A 17264-nucleotide genomic window follows, 5' to 3' on the forward strand; every position below is an offset into this window, starting at 1 on the left:
CTCTGGGGGACTTGATCGTCCGAAATTGGATTGGTGCAGAATTCGGTTAGAAGCCTAGTCGCAGCCCAGTATGGCGATTCTAAGAGTGGCATATTCGAGTTGTTCAGCGTTTCAATCGGATTCCTTATCAGTTTGTGGGTTGGGCAGACCAATTCAGTCTGCTAAACCCACGCAAAATTGTGCGATGAAATGAGCAGTGGGAATAAACTATATGCCGCTATACACATATCTCGGGCTGAAGTTCAGCAATTTCATGAGGAACACCGTGTTAGAACACTCAGCGGCGTTTTCTAACACCCATTATGGAATGGAATTATCCCTCGGAATCACTCAGAACAGGCGGTAACCCTATTTCGTGAAAGGTGGAGTGGAAATTAAGGGGTGGTTCTAAGTGTTGCCACTAACCGTTTAGCGGCCACGAGGAAGGGAGATTAGTCAGTCGGGAGGGTCCAGCCCGATGATTCGGTAATCCTTAGCGATCGTCAGGAACAAGTCTGCCGACACGAGCGGTTTATCCTCAAACTCCGCCTCAGCCTCTAACTCCAACTTCACGAGAATGTCGGTTAATCGCCAGACGTTGTAGAGCGTGCAGGCGTACAGGAAGTTGAAGAACCGGTATTCGTGGTCCATCGATGTCGTGCGGACGCGGAAGCTCTTGACCTGTTTGAATCCGTTTTCGATGATCCAACGCTTTTTGTACAGTCGCAGGACGCGACTCACCATATGCGTCTGCTCCTGCTCGGAAGGTTCGTCATCGCCGGGAACGTCGATGTCGGGGTGGTTCGTCTCAAACAGCATGTACAGCTGCGTATCCTCTTCGTTTCCTGGAAGGTCACGCTCGGCCTCATCTTCACGAACCTCATCGAGAACTTCACCAAACATCTCCCCGACTTCTTCCGTATCCGACTCCGTCGCCTCCTTGAACTCGTGAAGTAACTCCTGCCGCAACTCATCCTCGTCTTCTTCCTCGTCGCTGGCCAACTCCCGGTCAGGCTCGTCTTCGTCAGGCTCGTCCGCCGTCCGGTCGGCGTTCATCGCCGGCACGTACACCTGCTTTCGGACCAACCCATCACCGTCTCCATCATCCCGATCGTCTTCCACGAAGTCGCTTAGCGTCCGTCGCTCACGCTGAGCCGTGCTGCTGGGCGACTCGTCCCGTTCAATATGGACGAGTTCCCCTGCCTGTCGGAGGCGTGTGCACGTCGCTTTCTCGCTCGTGCGCATCACGCCCGGATTCAAGTACCACACATCGTGGTCTTCGCACACGTCTTTCACCGCATCGTGCGCGAATTCACGATCCATCAGTAGCAACTCCACATCAACCATGTCCGTCGCCTTCTCTAGTAACTGGTCAACGATATCGGCACGCCGCATCCCGCGGAACACCGGGAGTCCATCCAACACGATCGGCAGGTCGAATTCGACGACCTGGATGCTTGCCCACTGGAAGTAGAAGTCCGCAGACGTGTCCTCATCATCGTCCTTGTACCCCAGCAACCACGGATTCGTCACGTTCCCGTCCTCGTCGAATTCGAGTTTCGCCTTCGTCCGATACGGGTTCGACTTCGTGATATCGATTGCGACGGTGACACCGCCGCTAATGCCAGCCTTCCGCTTCGCCTTCTCGATCAGGTCTTTCGTTGTCTCTCGGTGCATCTCTCGGGCCTGGTCCGGCCCGATTTTCTGCACGTGATGGCGGTGTGTACTACCGGTCTGGACGCGGTCGCGTGTCGTTTCAGCTGCGAAGTTCCACGTCCCGTTCTCGGCGTACATCTCCTCGCGCGAGCCGACGAACGCATGCCCTTCCCAGAACGCGTTCTCGTGGATTTCGGTGTTCTCCGCACGGGGAAGGTGGTAGTTGTCGGTGATAAGCGGCTTCGAATGCTTCCAAATCTCACGAGTCTTCCCGATCGTTCGGTCACGCACCGTTCCATCATCCTGTTCGATGGCTTCCGGAGCGTCCACAGTCGGGTCAGGGTGGAACACTTCGTCTGGCGCGGGAACGTCGTGTTCCCGGGCAACGTTCACGATGATTTGCGCGATGGTTCGAAGTATTTCTTTGTGCTCAGCCCTGATCCGGTCCGTGTTCCAGACGCGCCACAGCGTCGTTTTCGACGCGGTCCCGTCCTCGAACCCGAGCGCGTCTACGAGTTTCGACTGGTCCGTCAGGTAGTCGTGTAGCGCGGTTTCTCCGCTCCAGCCTTTCACGATGCGGAGGATGTGCGCTTTCAACAGCGCTTCCGGCGGCTGCTTGAAGTGCCAGTCTGTCACGTCGTATCCGAACTGTGACGCGTCCAGCTCTAGGTACGCGATCGCGTTTTCGACGTCGTCGTGCTCGGGGTGGTCGAACCATGCTTCGATGAACGCGGCAGCATCCCACGCTAGCGGCCACGGGTCACTGTGTACGGTGTCGTGGTCTGGGGCGTACGGCCACTCCGGATGCGACTCTCGAACTGCATCGAGCGTCGCTCGCTTCGTGTCCGGGGTGGCCGTCATGTGCTGTGGGGAAATGTTCTTTGATTCGAAGTATATTCGTTGGCGTGTCGTTTCCGAATCTTCCGAATAAGCGTACGTACGGGAGTGATTTAGTCAACCACCCGTTGAGCCAACCCCGGGTAACGGAGTGCTTCGATTCGAATTTGAATATGGTTCGAAGCTGGATTCGAGTTAAGCGGAACTTTCACTACGGCAGACAGTGATACGCTGCGTACTGCATGGCTGACACCGTGAGGGAGTTCTGCAACTCCCGCGGCGGGCTCGGGGTTTTAATCCTCCTGTACAGCGACGCACAGCGGTTCACTGATCTCGCAGACGTGCTGCACATCAGCGACTCTACGCTAACGTACCGGCTTGCAGAGGCCCGTGATCTCGGGCTGGTTACTCCGGAGATTGATGAGCAGGAAACGTCGGTTGGCGACCGGTATCGGTTGAGCGAGCGCGGCGCGCTTATCGTGAAGAAATTGGAGCAGTTTGGTGTCGTCCACGCGTACCGCACGATGCTGGATATGCATCAACAAGTAGAAGATGGTCGTAGTGACCTCGATGAGTGGTTAGAGGGTGAGGAGACAAAGAAGAAGTTAGCGCGGTGTAGCGAAGAAGATCCATACGTAGATCAATTCGGGCAAGATGTGACAGGGTACTCAGAGTGAACCAGCCGGTAGGTTGGTAGGCGAGTTTAGCGAGAACCGCTCAGTTAGTTCCGTCGAAAGCCTGATACGACTATCCTCGTAATTTTGGATATGGGCATGTTCTCCACGTACGGCGACCGGATTGCAGCGATTGCACTCGGTGGCTGCTTGCTGGTGGCGTATCTCCTCGTGAATCCGTTCGAACTTACATCAGACGTGGTTGCGACCGGTCTGAGCGGTATTCCCGTCACACTGCTCATTTTTGGCGTGGCAGGCGTTTCGCAACGCTCTGCCATCCGCATCGGTGGAGCGAGTACGCTGGGACTGATGATTGGCACGTACCTCCAAACGGCCGGAATTGTTGGCTAACGCTGACTGCTGCCCTATCGAGGAGCCAACAGGGCCGCACCTAAATTGGTAGACTCACTCCCTGTACTCCCGAAGCTATGCATCACATCGAGGTGGATTCTTACCAGCAAATCTGGAGTGAAACACCCGGTAAGTAGGTATGCTTATTGAGCGACCACTTTGAGGCACATCAGGTGTACTCTGACCGCTGGCCGACCCAAAACCCGAATAGCATTACAAGTAGTAGACTGGCTACGATACCCCAAAATACGGAACTTGTGAATAGTCTGAGAGAGAGCATTTCAGGGTAGAGAACAGCCATCCAAAGTGGAATCCCAATCAATAGCCCTGTCGTAGCTGCGAGCATGAATTTAGGATAAGAATTCATTCCTGTTTCCAATTTATATTTATTCACCTATATATTTATTCGCTGTACTCATCGCTCGTCGGGTAATCACAGAGTGGGTATGCGAAACGTTCTATGAATCCTCTGACACTCTCAAAAAAAGTTACCCACAGAACTCTTTCCTAATATCATTTGAACGAAGGTATAGACACTACCGATTATGATGGCAAGTGCCCATAGGTACATCAGTATCTCTAAGAGGCCCATATGACAAATATGACACTGGTCTTTAAAAATCTATGCGTGATTGTTGGCGGCTAGCGAGAAAATCGATAAGTTACCGACAGCTTCTTTGCCTGTACTAACCGGTAACTACGTGTGCGAATTGAATATGGGCTTTCCATTACTAACAATGTATAGATATATGACCTTCTGGGAAGTACCAATAAATGAAAAATTATTTTTCGCCCCGATGACAATAGTACACATGAACAACATTCGACAAGTGTATAGACGCCTCGACAGTTGGGCGTGTGGACTATCTCGTGGTAAATATGCCATCCTTATTGGGGTCTCAGCCGCTCTTGGTGCGCTCGCAGTTACCTTGGCCCTCGGGGACCCGGATTATGCTTTCGCAACCGGAATCAGTCTCACAATGACTGTTCTCTATTATTGGTCCAATCCGAACCAAAAAGAGGAGTGAAGTGCTACGTCGCTTGACAAAATTTTATCGTAGAATACTCTACGGTCACTACACATCCTGTACTGAACGATCAAGGCCCGGACATCCATTCACGTTAAGAACCATTATGGACTAATGAAATGAGCGGGAGCTAGTGAACTCGTCGCAATATGAAAGGTACCAATACAACTCCCACAAGACGAACAATCCTTGCTAGTATCGGTGGGTCAAGTATCGGCCTCGTCGGAATTGGATCTGCGAAAAAGTCCACTGACGATATAGTAACTATCACGACAGTAAAGGCAGGTGACACGCCTGTTGTTACCAAAGAGGTTCCAGCTAGCTGGTACCGACATGAATTGCGCGCACGCGAGGCTCGGTCAAGGTTACTCAGCCAATGGGAAGATAAGGCTGGGGTGACTGGGGTTGGTATTGGGACCTCGAAGGACCAAATTGAGGGTCGAAAAGTAAGTACAGTGGACGTATACGTCGACCCAGCTGGTGCCGATATCGCAGTCCCGAGTAATATCGACGGTGTCGGAGTAACACTTCAGGAGACGGTCCAAGTGGAGCCCTCGACGTGCAATGTGGGCGATTTCAGCATTATGCCTGGTGGTGTGGTGATCGAAGAAGCCAATGGTAGTAGCGGTGGAACGTCGACGTGTGAGGTCTCTCGAACCGTCAGTGGGAACAAAAGATACTACATGATGACTTCCGCTCACCTATTCACCTGCTCGGGCAGCAACATTGCCGGTGACGGAGTCAATCAGAGTGGCCGCTCCTTCGGTACGGTAGCGGATTACGACTTCGATCAGGACTGGGCAATTGTGGAGCGGGACCCCAATGGTGCTGTTAGCGACTTCGATAATGGCATTGAGGATACCGCTGGTATCATGGCTGGACACGTTACAGAGAATGGGTTAGCTGACCTCAAGGGTACGGACACCACCGTCTATAAACAGGGTATTACTACGTGTAATGAGAGCGGACAAGTTGACCAATACGACGTGTCGGTTAATACATCCTGTAACAGCATTTCGTCGAACGATTACGTTCGTTTGACAACCGATGAAGACAATGGGGATTCTGGAGCACCACACTACCATCAGTACACGTACAACGGATGTAATTACCTGGCCCTCATAGCTCCGCATACTGCTGGTGCCTGCTCGTCGAGTCCGTGTGCTGACTCCGTGGGCTGCGCGGCGTTTCACATCAATAGTGATCATAACATCAACTTCGATCCGGAATTCCAGTTTGGTCACTGTAAGTGACTGAGGGTCGAACCCACACTATACGTCCAATCTCTGTTATCATATGGTTTTAGCGGGGTTGAGACTACTCAGAATAGACCATTAATCCATTCTAATGGGTGTCAGAGAACATACAGAGACGGCGATATTTGGGAATGTTTAGTGACCTCTACACGTTCCCTCCGTGGGCATCCGTCTTTAGCTAAGAGGCGAACCACGTGACTGCGGCGGCTTATCGGGGGTGCTTTTCGAGAGGAATGAGGAGGTATCCGCTGTGCACACAGACACCTCCCCATCGAGAATTATATGTCGGTATACTACACTGCTTCCCTCTGAGTTCCTCGAAGAGTACGCCGAGGAACTCGGCGTGGTCGAACGTAAGGGGAAGCTTCAGGTTCCAGTCCTCGTGTGGGCACTCGTGTTCGGCTTCGCCGCAGGCGAGAGTCGAAAACTCGCTGGGTTCAGACGCTGCTACAACGCCACAGTCGACGAGACAATCTCTCCCGGTGGCTTCTATCACCGGTTGACGCCGACGTTGGCGGAGTACCTCCGCGACCTCGTCGAGGTCGCTGTTACCGACGCTGTTGACGTTGATATCGACCGATTCAGGAACGTGATGATCACTGATGGAACCGTGTTGCGGTTGCACGAGTTCCTCGCTGATGAGTTCCAAGCTCGTCACGAGGAGCAGGCTGAAGCGAAGCTCCATAACGCCACCGACCAGACGATTGAACGGATCGACGTGACCGACGAGAAAACGCACGATAGCACGTTGTTCAAGACGGGGTCGTGGCTGCAAGGACGACTTGTTCTATTCGACCTCGCGTACTTCAAGTACCGCCGCTTCACGTTGATCGATGAGAACGACGGCTACTTCGTGAGTCGGTTGAAGCAGAACGCAAACCTGGTGACAACGGAGGAACTACGGGAATGGCACGGCCGCGCCATTCCCTTGGAAGGCAAGCAGATCCAGAATGTGGTCGATGCCCTCTCGCGGAAGTACATCGACGTGGAGGTCGAAGCGGAGTTCAAGTGCGGGCAGTATGAGGGAACGCGGTCGTTGGACACAGAGCGGTTCCGCGTCGTCGGCGTCTTCGTTGCGGACGCCGACGACTACCATCTATACATCACGAATCTGCCGAGAGAGGAGTTCTTGCCCGCGGATTTAGCGACATTGTATCGGTGTCGGTGGGAGGTAGAGACGCTGTTCCATGAGTTGAAGACGCAGTACGAACTGGACGAGTTCGACACACGCAATCCTGTTGCTGTGGAGATTTTGCTGTACGCAGCGTTGCTGTCACTGCTTGTGAGCCGTGATCTGTTGAATCTAGTCACCGAGTACGCCGATGTCGAGATCGTGTTTCCGCCGGAACGCTGGGCGACAACCTTTCGGTCGCACGCCCGGCTCATCCTCCATGAACTCGGTGAGTACCTCGGCTACTCGCCACCACCACTGTTGAAGCGGTTGATCGAAGACGCACAGAAGATCCACAAGCAACGACCGATCATACAGGAGACGCTCGCTACGGCTATACAACCGGGGTGTGAGGCTTAGCTAAAGACGAATGCCTCCGTGGGTTAAAAGCTGTTTTAACGCTACAGAAAGCATATGTAAGTCACAGTAGTAGTAACTTCTATGCGACGAAGAACTGCCCTCTCACTGGTAGCAACCACACTTTCGGCTGGATGTATTGGTGCGGCATCAAGTAATAGTTCAGATATGAGGACCTCAATGCCAGATCATAAGCGGGTTAGTGTCATCGACCAGCGTGACCTCCCGAATGACGTACCGGTCACGCTATCAGCTACGACATCACGTGAAGAAATCACTGCGGAGCATCCAGCCAGGCTCCGGATTGTATTCGAAAACACCGACAAGAATCCGCGGACGTTCAGTTTCGGCACAAATCCTCCGTTCACCCCTAAGCTGAGCCAAACCCAGAGCCCTGGGTTGATGCTGCTGCCTCTCGATACTAGATACGACCCTGTGACTGAGAGCTGTTGGCAACCCACCATTTCAGACGATACTGAGTACGTCGTGCCGTCGGTTCTCAATCAAGTGACGCTAGATGCTGGCGAATCTATCGCTACTGAACTTGATGTGTGGGGAAGTTATCGGAACGACGACGACATCTGTGTCCCCATTGGTGAGTATCAGTTTGAGGAGTCCTACGGCGACTTCACGTGGAATTTCACGGTAGCGGTTTTGGGGAATACCTGATCACGACGGATGCGAAATCTAGAGTTAGAACCCAACATGGCGAATTCGAATGATAAGGCTTATTTACTCCAGATAACGGACGATGCAGCAGACAATATTCTCGAGAATCTGTCCTCAGAGACAACCCGTAGCGTTGTCCAGTACCTTTCTGAGACCACAGCGACTCCAAGTGAAATCGCTGACGCCACCGACAATAGTATACAGAATGTGAATTACCACCTGACGAAACTCGTAGATGCGGACATCGCTGAATCCGTTGGGTCGCAATACTCTGAGAAACGAACCGAAATGGAAATTTACGGGTTAAAATACGATCCACTCGTGATTGTTGTTGGTGAAAAAAACCCGATTCTCCCGTTCAAACGTATACTGAGTATTGTTGGAGTTTGGGTAATCGGGTTCCTCGCCGCAACCGGAGGTTTCAAATTGCTTATCAACTATCTACCGGAGATACTCTCGTCCAAATCCTCTGAAGACGCTATTTCATTAAGTTCAGTTTCAGCTGGCCCACTGATTTCTCCGGTAGTCGCGTTTGCTTTTGGCGGGTTTGTTGGGGTTCTGTTGGCCATTTTAGTAGTAACTAGACTATATAGAAATTAGATTTCTATCCACCTATTTCATATGATTGCTCTTCGGAAGCAGATTGTTGGTCGGGTAGAGCTGACGCTGTGAAAGCGTAGCGGGCAAGGGTGACGCGGCAGCGTCACCCGAATGCAATGTTCCCATTTGAATTGCTGAGTTCAGAGGCGAGCGCCGCGAACCTGCGCCAGCAGGTTCGCTGGCGCGAGGGCCTCCAGTGCCCGCACTACCGGTCTGAGTCGGTGATCAAACACGGCAGCTATCGAGAGTATCAGCGGTATCTCTGTAAGGATTGCGACCGCACGTTCAACGACAAGACCGGCACGATCTTCGCGCACGCGAAGATCGGCCTCGACAAGCTCTTGTTCGCGTTCTACTCGTTCCTCCGGTTCAACACGAGTATCCGCCAGTTAGACGCTGAACTCGACGTTTCGTATCGCTCGCTTCACCGGCGCGTCGAGCAGTTCGCCAGAACGCTCGACGTGCCAGCCATCTCTCTCGTTGGCCCGAGCGAGATCGACGAGTTCTACGTCTCTGCCGGAAAGAAAGGCCGCGAGCGCGACCGAGAGTCGCGCTCACGTGGCCTCTCGAAACTCGGACAAGGAACGTACGAGGGGGTACAAGCCACCGGTGTTCACACTCGTTAATCGCGGCAGCGGTCAGCGATACGTCGTCCCGGCGAAATCCGCCGACGAAGCGACCGTGAGACTCCTTCTCGGCAACCGCGAGAAGGAGTCGCTGACCGTCTATACTGACGGATTTCGGGCCTACGGTCCACTCGACGATGACGAGAGCTTCCACCGAGAATCAGTAATTCACGGTAACGGCGAGTACGTTGATGGAGACGCGCACGTGATCACCTGCGAGAGCCACCGTCGCGCCAGCGACGCGTGGCTCTCGCCGCACCGAGGCGTCTCAAAGGACAAACTGACAGCGTATCTCAGACCGTTCCAGCTTCGGCGACAAATCCTCCGCAAACCGGGTCGAGAGGCACTGAAAGAGATCGTCCGAGCAGTTCTCTGACTCACCAACAATGTACTTCACAAGAGCGTCACCGATATCTGGTTCACCTGTACGCACCAATTTCCGATTTCAAACTCCCGTACTCAGAGCCACTGGATGAATCTTCTTGAACGAACAATTTATCCCTCCCTCAAGGGGTGAGGGAGAAACCTCAGATGCCAACCGAACAAGACGCAGACCGAGCCGAACAGCAGCCCGAACCTCCAGCCGACTTCGACGCAACAGAACACGTCACACGTACCGAAACTGGAGCCTCGGTCAAGATCTCACTGACCCGCGGTACTGGTACCCGTGACCAGGACCGCCTCGAGTGCAAAGTGAACGCTCCGACGGTCGAGCAGGCGAAGACCGATATCGACGAACTATTCCCGAAACTCTGCCGGCTCGCAGAAGCAGCCCAAGCGTTCGATCCGGCTGTCGACGAAGACGAGTAATTCCCATGACTGACTATCCACCCGAGCGCGGCAGCTACGAGCAGTTCGAACGACGCCAACTCGCACAGGACCGAGACTGTATCAGGCCCCTTCAGCTGGCGGAGTCAGACGCACAGTACGTCGTGAACTCGCTCATCGACGCCGGTGTCGTCGAACCGCTCCCCCGGGCGAAACAGTTCGTCCACCGACCAACTGACCGGACCTTTCGGTCTGCGATCTGTCTCGCGTACTTCCATCGCGGCTGGCTTGCCGGCTTCGAGGGACTGAGCCTGTTTGTCAACCCCCTGGCGGGTGAGGGGCGTCTCGAACTGCCTCTCGGAGCATTCTGATGTCGCAAAACACCTGCCAGACAGAGACAGAACACCGTGAGCAAAACCTGGACCCGAGACGGACGCATTTCGACGACTCGGACACCCGTCGCGACGAGATGCACGACTCGCTCGAAGCGTGGGTCGAACAGTTCGCCAGGCTCTCGGAGGAAGCCAGCGCGAGTGCAGAACTCCAAGAGTGGCTGGACGTCCAGTCCAACTTCCACGACTACTCGTACAGAAACACGCTCCTGATCAAGCGCCAGTGCCCCGAGGCGACGAAGGTCGCCGGCTACAACACCTGGCGAAACGAGTTCGACAGACACGTCTTGGAGGGCGAGTCGGCGATCTGGATCTGGGCACCCATCATCGCGAAGCAGTGCCCCCGCTGTGGGAACTCGCAGCCCTACCACGCCAGTGGCGACTGTGAGTACGACGAGACGCCGTCTGAGGAGTGGGACAAAGGGCTGGTCGGATTCAAACCTGTCCCTGTCTTCGATGTCTCCCAGACCGAGGGTGAGCCGCTTCCGGAACTCGATACAGCCGCTCACGGCGACGGCAGTGAAGACGAGATACTCGACGCGCTCCTCGAGGCTGCACCGGAACTGGGTGTCCGTGTGAACCTCGTTCCACCCGAGGACTGGACCCACGGCGACGCTGCAGGCGTCTGCACCGAGCGCAGCACGTACGACTGCTCCCTGCTCGTCGAGGTCGAAGACGTCGAGAACGACGCGCAGGTGGCCAGCGTCCTCGCTCACGAATACGCCCACGCCCTGCTGCACTTCGACGTCGACGACGAGGATGAACGGGCGAAGCGCGAGGTCGAAGCCGAGAGTACGGCCCACGTGGTCTCGCTGTACTTCGGGCTCGATGCCTCCAACAGTGCGTTCTACGTGGCTGCGGGGGAGAGCGAGTCCGCCGAAACAATCCAGGACCGCTTGCAGCGAATCGTGAATACCGCGCAGGAAATCATCGACGCGGTCGAACTGACACAGTAACTGCCCATCCTGAACTGGCCGATCAGTGGGGTCCTGCACGGCACTCGTCCAACCTCGACAGCTTTACTTGTCAGCGAGTGCTAATGTGTGGCACGATGCACGATCTGACTGGCTTCCAGCGCGATCTGCTCTACGTCATCGCTGGCCTCGACGACCCGAAAGGGCTTGCCGTCAAGGACGAGCTCGAAGACTACTACGAGACAGAGATCCACCACGGACGACTGTATCCCAACCTCGACACGCTCGTCGATAAAGGTCTCGTCGAGAAGGGCGAACTCGACCGGCGGACGAACTTCTACAAGCTCACTCGGCGTGGGCGACGTGAGATCGAAGATCGGACCGAGTGGCAAGAGCAGTACGTCGCTCCCTCGGCCTGAGCGTGAGGATTCGAGCAACGGAGCGTGGCATCGACAGGTACTTTCTGAGTCTCGGTTGGAAGCTGAATCTGAGCGAGCTGCTACTCAGAAATACGCTCATTGACTCACGCTCTGTGGCTACGTAGGACATCTACGGAGAATAATACAGACCCAGAAACTCTGGATATACCTTTAATCACGACTAGGGACAAACAAGGTGTAATGGAGGTCTCTTTCCAGCACGCGAACCCCTACTCTGGGCACGAGTCGGTCTTGGTCCGACTCTCGGGGGGCGTGACCGATCAAACCGCGTGTATCCTCTTCGATTCAGGCACAGACGTCGACATCGATGGGCTACTCGAGGACGACGAATACCTCACAGCGATTGTCCTCACGCATGCCCATTTAGACCATTACGCAACCCTGGGCACGAATCTGCGTGATGGCGCTCCAGTCTACACCTCCGAGCCGACAGCGGCCATTCTCGACACTGTCCTGACCGAAGCAGCAACCAACTACGACATCTCGAACGTCGACGCTGTCGTCGACGCACTCGAACCGATCTCGGACTGGACGACGGTCCTGGGCGATATCGAAATTCGACCCGTTCCAGCCGGACATACACCGGGTGCAGCCGGGTTTCTAATTCGGTTCGACGACGGTGGTGAGACCAGAACGATGCTCGCGACCGGAGACTGGACGCAGCGATCTGCCGCCGGCTTCTCCGGTCTCCCTACCACACTCTCGCCCGACGCTGTGTTCCTGACCGGCGCAACCAACGAGGAGTTCGAGAGCGATCTCACCGCCGCCGTCGAGACGATTCTCGAGCGCGTGCAAGCCGGGTCGACCGTGCTCGTCACCGCCAGTGGACTGGCCGGCGTTCACATCGCCGCACTCCTGGCCGAACTCGACACGGTCGACATCGACCCGCCATCACTCTCGATTACTGGTCACGCCGCGAAACTGTACGAGACCCTCGGGTACGACCATCCGACTGTAACGTCTGTTCCGACGTTCGACGATCCCGATGCAATCCTCGAACCCGGCGCTGTGACCATTGCCGGACCAGAGGTCCCCGTCGAGGGGAGCGCTGCGAAGTTCTACGACTGTGTCCAAGACGACCCGGGTGCGACGCTCGTCCAGCTCACGAGCGGGAGTGTCTCGCCGGTCGAGTCTGCCGGCTGTACCGTCGACCACTTCCAGTACAGCAACCATCCACCTGAGGCGGCTGTCGACGATCTCGTCGAGGACCTTGCCCCGAGACAGGTCGTCATCATGCACCAGTCCGGACCAGCACTCTCCCGGTACAAGGACCGTTACGATAGCTTTGTGTGGGCAACGACGGACCGGGATGAATACAAAATCTACGAGGACGGGACGTGGGTCGCACCACCGTGGGTGAACGACCGTGTCGCCCGTCGGCTTCGCAGCCAGCAGTATGGAAACGGAAGCAGCCTCGGGTCGTTCATCGCCAGCGAGGGAGCATTGCCTGACGTCGAACGGAGTGAAATCAGTCTCGAGGCAGAGGGCCTTGATGTCTCCTCCCTTAGGACCCAGTTCCGACAATCCGCCCCGGAACTATCGAAGTCGAAATCTGCGACCCAGTATTCTGATTCGCCGGTCGAAGGCGAGAATTCAGATGATATCGAGCACGTCAACGAGATCGAGTCACGGCTTTCTCGACTCGAAGCGGCTCTCACCGACAGGGATGATCCAGGATCCAAGACTCACCAGGTTCGTGTCGTCGACGCCGGCGACGGGAGTCTTTTCCTGCGTCTTTGCAACCCGGACGACGTGGATCAGAGCCTGAACCATGGAGACACCGTGACGATCCGACTCCAGAACACGCCCGACTGACCCCACTGGTTCACTGCCGGAGCCGGTATCCCTACTACATTGCAAAACAATAGACACTCAATTAGGGACATGGACGGTGGTTCCACTCCGATTCCCCCGTTCGCAGAGGAGGCCCTCGCCGTACTTCAGGACTCGATAGACGATTCCTCGGGGATCGAAGAGCAATCTGCGCTCGAGGCGCTTGAGGCCAAAGGGTTCAGTACTGCAAATGCCAGGGAAGCACTCGAAGTTCTCGAGATGCGGGGTTACCTCTACCGTGTCGAAAACCAGCTCCGGATTACGGATTAATGGCTCTGCTGAAACCCTCTTAGTCAGACACCATCTGCGGTGAAACAGCCGGTAGGTAGGATTACGTACTGACCGTAGGTGCTTCAGTCAGAAACGACTAGCATTCAGAATTGCGTGCGAGATACAGGGCGCATAGTCTGCACCGGATTGAGGAGAAAATCGGCTCAACCAGATTCGCCAGTTTATTTTCTGTATCTCGCTCGGACTCCCTGTCATTTAATGAAGTTTTAACAGGGCCAAATCGGGTTTTTCGGCAGACCTTGATGCTTAAGAATCGGTGATTCTCACTTTGAGAGCATGGCAAATAGAAAGTGCCCGTGTGCACCGCCCAGTTGCAGAACGCAGGCCAAGTCCGTGCCCGTCCACGAGGCGGACTCCGAGATGTAATTCGATGCAAGAACTGTGACTACCATAGCCTCAAACAGTAGCGTGTCCTCAGCTCACCGGGGCTTCCTGTGCGACTTGCCGGTAGACATCTGGGTTTGACCTAACGTACTCGCCGTCCTTCTGGATGACTTTCGTTTCCGCCAGCTCGTTGAGCTTGTCGTTGACCACAAAGGAGTCGATGTCCTCATGGTACTGGCGCTGGTAGTTCCGCGTGACTGCGTCCACGTCTAGATGCAGGCTCGGGTCCTGGCGCTGAAGAGCATCGTAATAGTATGAATTACAGAACTTCGGGTAGTGCCGCAGCATCCGCAGCTCCAAGCGGTCCTGGAGGACACTATACCCCTCCTTGACGACGTTCCCAATCACCGTCTTGACGTACTGATTGTTATCAAGTTCGAGCAACTGGGTTTCCTGCATCTTCCCGCCTTCAGCTACCGTCTCACCATCAAAAGCCAGGAAACCGAGATCGGACAGGACCTGAACGTACTCCTCAGTGTTCCCGGAGCCCTGAGCATCCTTGAGGCGAGACAGCGGGATCGATTCCTCCTCATGTACCCACCGCACCAGCTGGATGATTGCGTTCAACTGGTTCTCGACCGGTGTGAGCTCGAAGACGTGTTCGTAGATTGCTTTTGCCATCGACCAGTCAAGCCGGTCAATGATCTGCTGGCGGCGCTGCACGAATCCGTTATGTACATCTTCGCGGTCCGGGAGGTCAACAATATACGCGCCCTCGCCGGTGGCTTCTCCGCGTAGCGTGTAGATATCCCGGATATTGATGAACTGCAAGACCCGGTCCTGCTCAAGTGAATCAGAGACGTCCTTCGGGACGGTGTTGCCCAGCGAGATGACCAGATCGTCGTTGGATGTCTCGTGGATATCGTTGACGTAGATACCACGGCCGTACCGGTGCTTTAGCTCGGTCTCCGCCCGGCCGTGTCTGATCTCTTCGAAGCTGTGGAATTTCAGGCGGTTCCCGGGCCCTGCGTTTGTACTGGCCATTACTCCTCGTCCTCCTGTCTAAACCTGGGGCTTGTAAGGACTTGTTGGTCACTGCGCTGCAGCCACATCGTCCAGCGGGAGGATGCTGCTGTCCACCATTCGTAGAATTGGGTTTTGGACCGTTGGGTGGGTGGGGAATCAATGCGGGTGGAGCGTTGGAAGATCTCCTCGAACGGATCGTAGAACAGCACGGTCTCGTCGTTGACCGTGAACGGGATAACGACGTGATCCCACTGATACCCGTCGACGCCGCCGCGGGGGTCATAGCCGTCGACGCTCTCGAAGTATGCAGAGTCCAGCTCGACGATGGGGAGTGAGCGGTCGTTGTCATCGATGATAGCTTCGAGATCCTCGAATGTTGCGTTAAACATGATTTTGGTCTCGATGCCGTAGTCTTCGATCTCTGGATCGAGTTTTGCGGGGACGTTGCGGGAGGTGGAGGCACCGCCAGCCCGGTAGTCACAGATATCGTTGATGTCGCTGAGGCTGAGCGGGCTATCAGAGCTGTGGCGGTCGGCAAATTCGTCGAGGACGTTTTTCAGTGCCGTGGGGAGACACATGTCCTCAGTGATTTGTGGGCGGAATTCCTCGACGGTGGTTTGGAAGGTTTCCCGGTCCGCGTCCGTGATTGTCACGTATGTGCCCTCTGTCTGTCGGGCTTTAGCCGAGAACAAGGTATAACTTCCGGTCAAATGACTAATTGGGGCGGTGGTCTCAGATGTGGATAAATGAAAAGAGGAATTGTTGAAACTCTCATGAGGTGATAGGTTTCAGCAACTGTGTTGAATTCATCCTCTGTATCTAACGGCTGTTATAGCCGCAATTGGGGGGAACCGAATCTGAATTAGTACTACCGTTAACCAACAAGTTGATATTGTTGGTTAATGCTCCATACGTGAGGACGTGCTCCGCGGCCGGCGCAAACCACTCGACAAGAGCGTACAGTACAAGAATGCCACAGGGCTGTGTGGACGAGAAACCGTACTCACGGTGTGCCGGAAGATACAGAGAATCAAACGGAGACGTTGTCGGATGATAAGAATCCCCCTCCCACCCCACTACTTCCAATGCTTTCAGATGAAACGACTACCCAAACCGCCTGGGATATTCGTTTAGTGATAACGACCTACGGTTCTGGTTTCGACTATCCCTACTTAAACTTATGCTAGAGTTCTAGAACACTATGAGACTGCAGTGCCATTGCCGACACAGAAAGCACTGGAACTAGTGGGGTGGGTGTGTCTCAGGAAGCACTGGAACTGCTGGGGTGCTAATCGAGAAAGCATTGGAAGCAGCGGGGTGAGGGGAGCTACTCCGACGTATCGACGAACTCCGACAGGCCGGCTTTCACGGCAGACACGGGCTGGTTCAGCGAGTGCTCTTTGTACACACCACCGTCGAGTCCACGGTTTACCTCTGTCGAGGACACGATTCCGAGCGTTTCCAGCTCGGATAGATACTCTCGAACCGCCCGGTTCGACACGGGTTCCTGCCCTTCTTTCTCACACACCGTTTCATACGGCTGGTAGATATCGCGGGTCCGTACCGGCTCGTTCTGGTCCTGTTCGACCATCGCCAACGCCCACAGCGTGAGCTGGCCGTGATACGAGTAGTTCCGTATTCCTTCGACAACTTGCTCTGTCTGTAATCGCTTCCGAGCTTCTCTCACGTGTTCGTCCGTGATGCTGTCGTCGCCACGCTCACGAGCGAGATCACCGCTCTCCAACAGTAAATCGAGTGCCTGGCGGGCGTCCCCACTGTCTTTCGCGCCATATGCCGCACACAGTCGGAGCACACTCTCACTGACAACGCCGTCTTTGAACGCGACGGATTCCCGCTGTTCCAGGACATCCACGAGTTCCGGGGCTTCGTACGCGGAGAACGACACCTCCTTCTCACACAGTGAGGACCGGACTTTGCTGGAGAGTGAGGGTGTCATAGAACAGTTCTCATACCAGAGAGCAGGGTGAACGCTGAGGTGGTATGAGCCCAGCGACCCTGCAAGATAATCCTACGGTAGAGACGTTCTTCAATGCCGTGGAGACGGAGACGCT

The 17264-nt window shown here is 55.0% G+C and carries 16 protein-coding genes and 1 pseudogene; 13 read left to right on the forward strand and 4 right to left on the reverse strand.

Going from position 1 to position 17264, the window contains the following annotated elements; genetic code table 11:
• Nucleotides 1-435: 435 nt before the first annotated feature.
• Nucleotides 436-2496 carry a transposase gene (locus NO978_RS16245; protein WP_257300605.1) on the reverse strand — a complete coding sequence of 687 codons (2061 nt, stop codon included), beginning with the start codon at nucleotides 2494-2496 and terminating at the stop codon, nucleotides 436-438.
• Nucleotides 2497-2714: 218 nt separating this feature from the next.
• Here NO978_RS16245 and NO978_RS16250 point away from each other — a divergent pair, with 218 nt between their 5' ends.
• The 13 genes and pseudogenes from NO978_RS16250 (at nucleotide 2715) to NO978_RS16310 (ending at nucleotide 13821) form a co-directional block, all read left to right on the forward strand.
• On the forward strand, nucleotides 2715-3149 hold the full coding sequence (locus NO978_RS16250) for a winged helix-turn-helix transcriptional regulator (protein WP_257300606.1): 435 nt from the start codon (nucleotides 2715-2717) through the stop codon (nucleotides 3147-3149).
• 90 nt (nucleotides 3150-3239) lie between these two features.
• On the forward strand, nucleotides 3240-3497 hold the full coding sequence (locus NO978_RS16255) for a hypothetical protein (RefSeq protein WP_257300607.1): 258 nt from the start codon (nucleotides 3240-3242) through the stop codon (nucleotides 3495-3497).
• Between the two features lie 1483 nt (nucleotides 3498-4980).
• The gene (locus NO978_RS16260; protein ID WP_257300608.1) at nucleotides 4981-5778 is read left to right on the forward strand and encodes a hypothetical protein; all 798 of its coding nucleotides are present in this window, start codon (nucleotides 4981-4983) and stop codon (nucleotides 5776-5778) included.
• Between the two features lie 283 nt (nucleotides 5779-6061).
• Nucleotides 6062-7312 carry an IS4 family transposase gene (locus NO978_RS16265; protein ID WP_257300621.1) on the forward strand — a complete coding sequence of 417 codons (1251 nt, stop codon included), beginning with the start codon at nucleotides 6062-6064 and terminating at the stop codon, nucleotides 7310-7312.
• Nucleotides 7313-7393: 81 nt separating this feature from the next.
• A complete protein-coding gene (locus tag NO978_RS16270) occupies nucleotides 7394-7978 on the forward strand; it encodes a hypothetical protein (protein WP_257300609.1) in 585 nt (194 codons plus the stop codon).
• Nucleotides 7979-8014: 36 nt separating this feature from the next.
• Complete coding sequence (locus NO978_RS16275; protein WP_257300610.1) at nucleotides 8015-8578, forward strand: helix-turn-helix domain-containing protein; 564 nt, start codon at nucleotides 8015-8017, stop codon at nucleotides 8576-8578.
• A 116-nt stretch (nucleotides 8579-8694) separates the two neighbouring features.
• Nucleotides 8695-9580 (forward strand): annotated as a pseudogene (locus tag NO978_RS16280) (IS1595 family transposase).
• 155 nt (nucleotides 9581-9735) lie between these two features.
• On the forward strand, nucleotides 9736-10014 hold the full coding sequence (locus tag NO978_RS16285) for a hypothetical protein (protein ID WP_257300611.1): 279 nt from the start codon (nucleotides 9736-9738) through the stop codon (nucleotides 10012-10014).
• A gap of 5 nt (nucleotides 10015-10019) precedes the next feature.
• Nucleotides 10020-10343, forward strand: coding sequence for a hypothetical protein (locus NO978_RS16290; RefSeq protein ID WP_257300612.1), 324 nt, complete (start codon nucleotides 10020-10022; stop codon nucleotides 10341-10343).
• Nucleotides 10344-10441: 98 nt separating this feature from the next.
• Nucleotides 10442-11320, forward strand: coding sequence for an ArdC-like ssDNA-binding domain-containing protein (locus NO978_RS16295; protein WP_257300622.1), 879 nt, complete (start codon nucleotides 10442-10444; stop codon nucleotides 11318-11320).
• A 95-nt stretch (nucleotides 11321-11415) separates the two neighbouring features.
• Complete coding sequence (locus NO978_RS16300) at nucleotides 11416-11697, forward strand: PadR family transcriptional regulator (RefSeq protein ID WP_257300613.1); 282 nt, start codon at nucleotides 11416-11418, stop codon at nucleotides 11695-11697.
• 99 nt (nucleotides 11698-11796) lie between these two features.
• Nucleotides 11797-13533 (forward strand): MBL fold metallo-hydrolase, encoded by a 1737-nt coding sequence (locus NO978_RS16305; RefSeq protein WP_257300614.1) that lies wholly within the window; start codon nucleotides 11797-11799, stop codon nucleotides 13531-13533.
• Between the two features lie 69 nt (nucleotides 13534-13602).
• Nucleotides 13603-13821: a hypothetical protein gene (locus NO978_RS16310; protein ID WP_257300615.1), complete on the forward strand. Its 219-nt coding sequence runs from the start codon at nucleotides 13603-13605 to the stop codon at nucleotides 13819-13821.
• Nucleotides 13822-14256: 435 nt separating this feature from the next.
• Here NO978_RS16310 and NO978_RS16315 read toward each other — a convergent pair whose 3' ends face one another.
• The 3 genes from NO978_RS16315 to NO978_RS16325 all read right to left on the reverse strand — a co-directional run bounded on the left by NO978_RS16315 (nucleotide 14257) and on the right by NO978_RS16325 (nucleotide 17149).
• Nucleotides 14257-15210 (reverse strand): hypothetical protein, encoded by a 954-nt coding sequence (locus NO978_RS16315; RefSeq protein WP_257300616.1) that lies wholly within the window; start codon nucleotides 15208-15210, stop codon nucleotides 14257-14259.
• The gene (locus tag NO978_RS16320) at nucleotides 15210-15845 is read right to left on the reverse strand and encodes a hypothetical protein (RefSeq protein WP_257300617.1); all 636 of its coding nucleotides are present in this window, start codon (nucleotides 15843-15845) and stop codon (nucleotides 15210-15212) included. The genes NO978_RS16315 and NO978_RS16320 overlap by 1 nt, the downstream gene beginning before the upstream one ends.
• A 674-nt stretch (nucleotides 15846-16519) precedes the next feature.
• Entirely contained in the window at nucleotides 16520-17149 is a 630-nt protein-coding gene (locus NO978_RS16325; RefSeq protein ID WP_257300618.1) for a Cdc6/Cdc18 family protein, read from the reverse strand.
• Between the last annotated feature and the right edge of the window lie 115 nt (nucleotides 17150-17264).

The organism is Haloarchaeobius sp. FL176 (assembly GCF_024609245.1).
Lineage (GTDB): Archaea > Halobacteriota > Halobacteria > Halobacteriales > Natrialbaceae > Haloarchaeobius.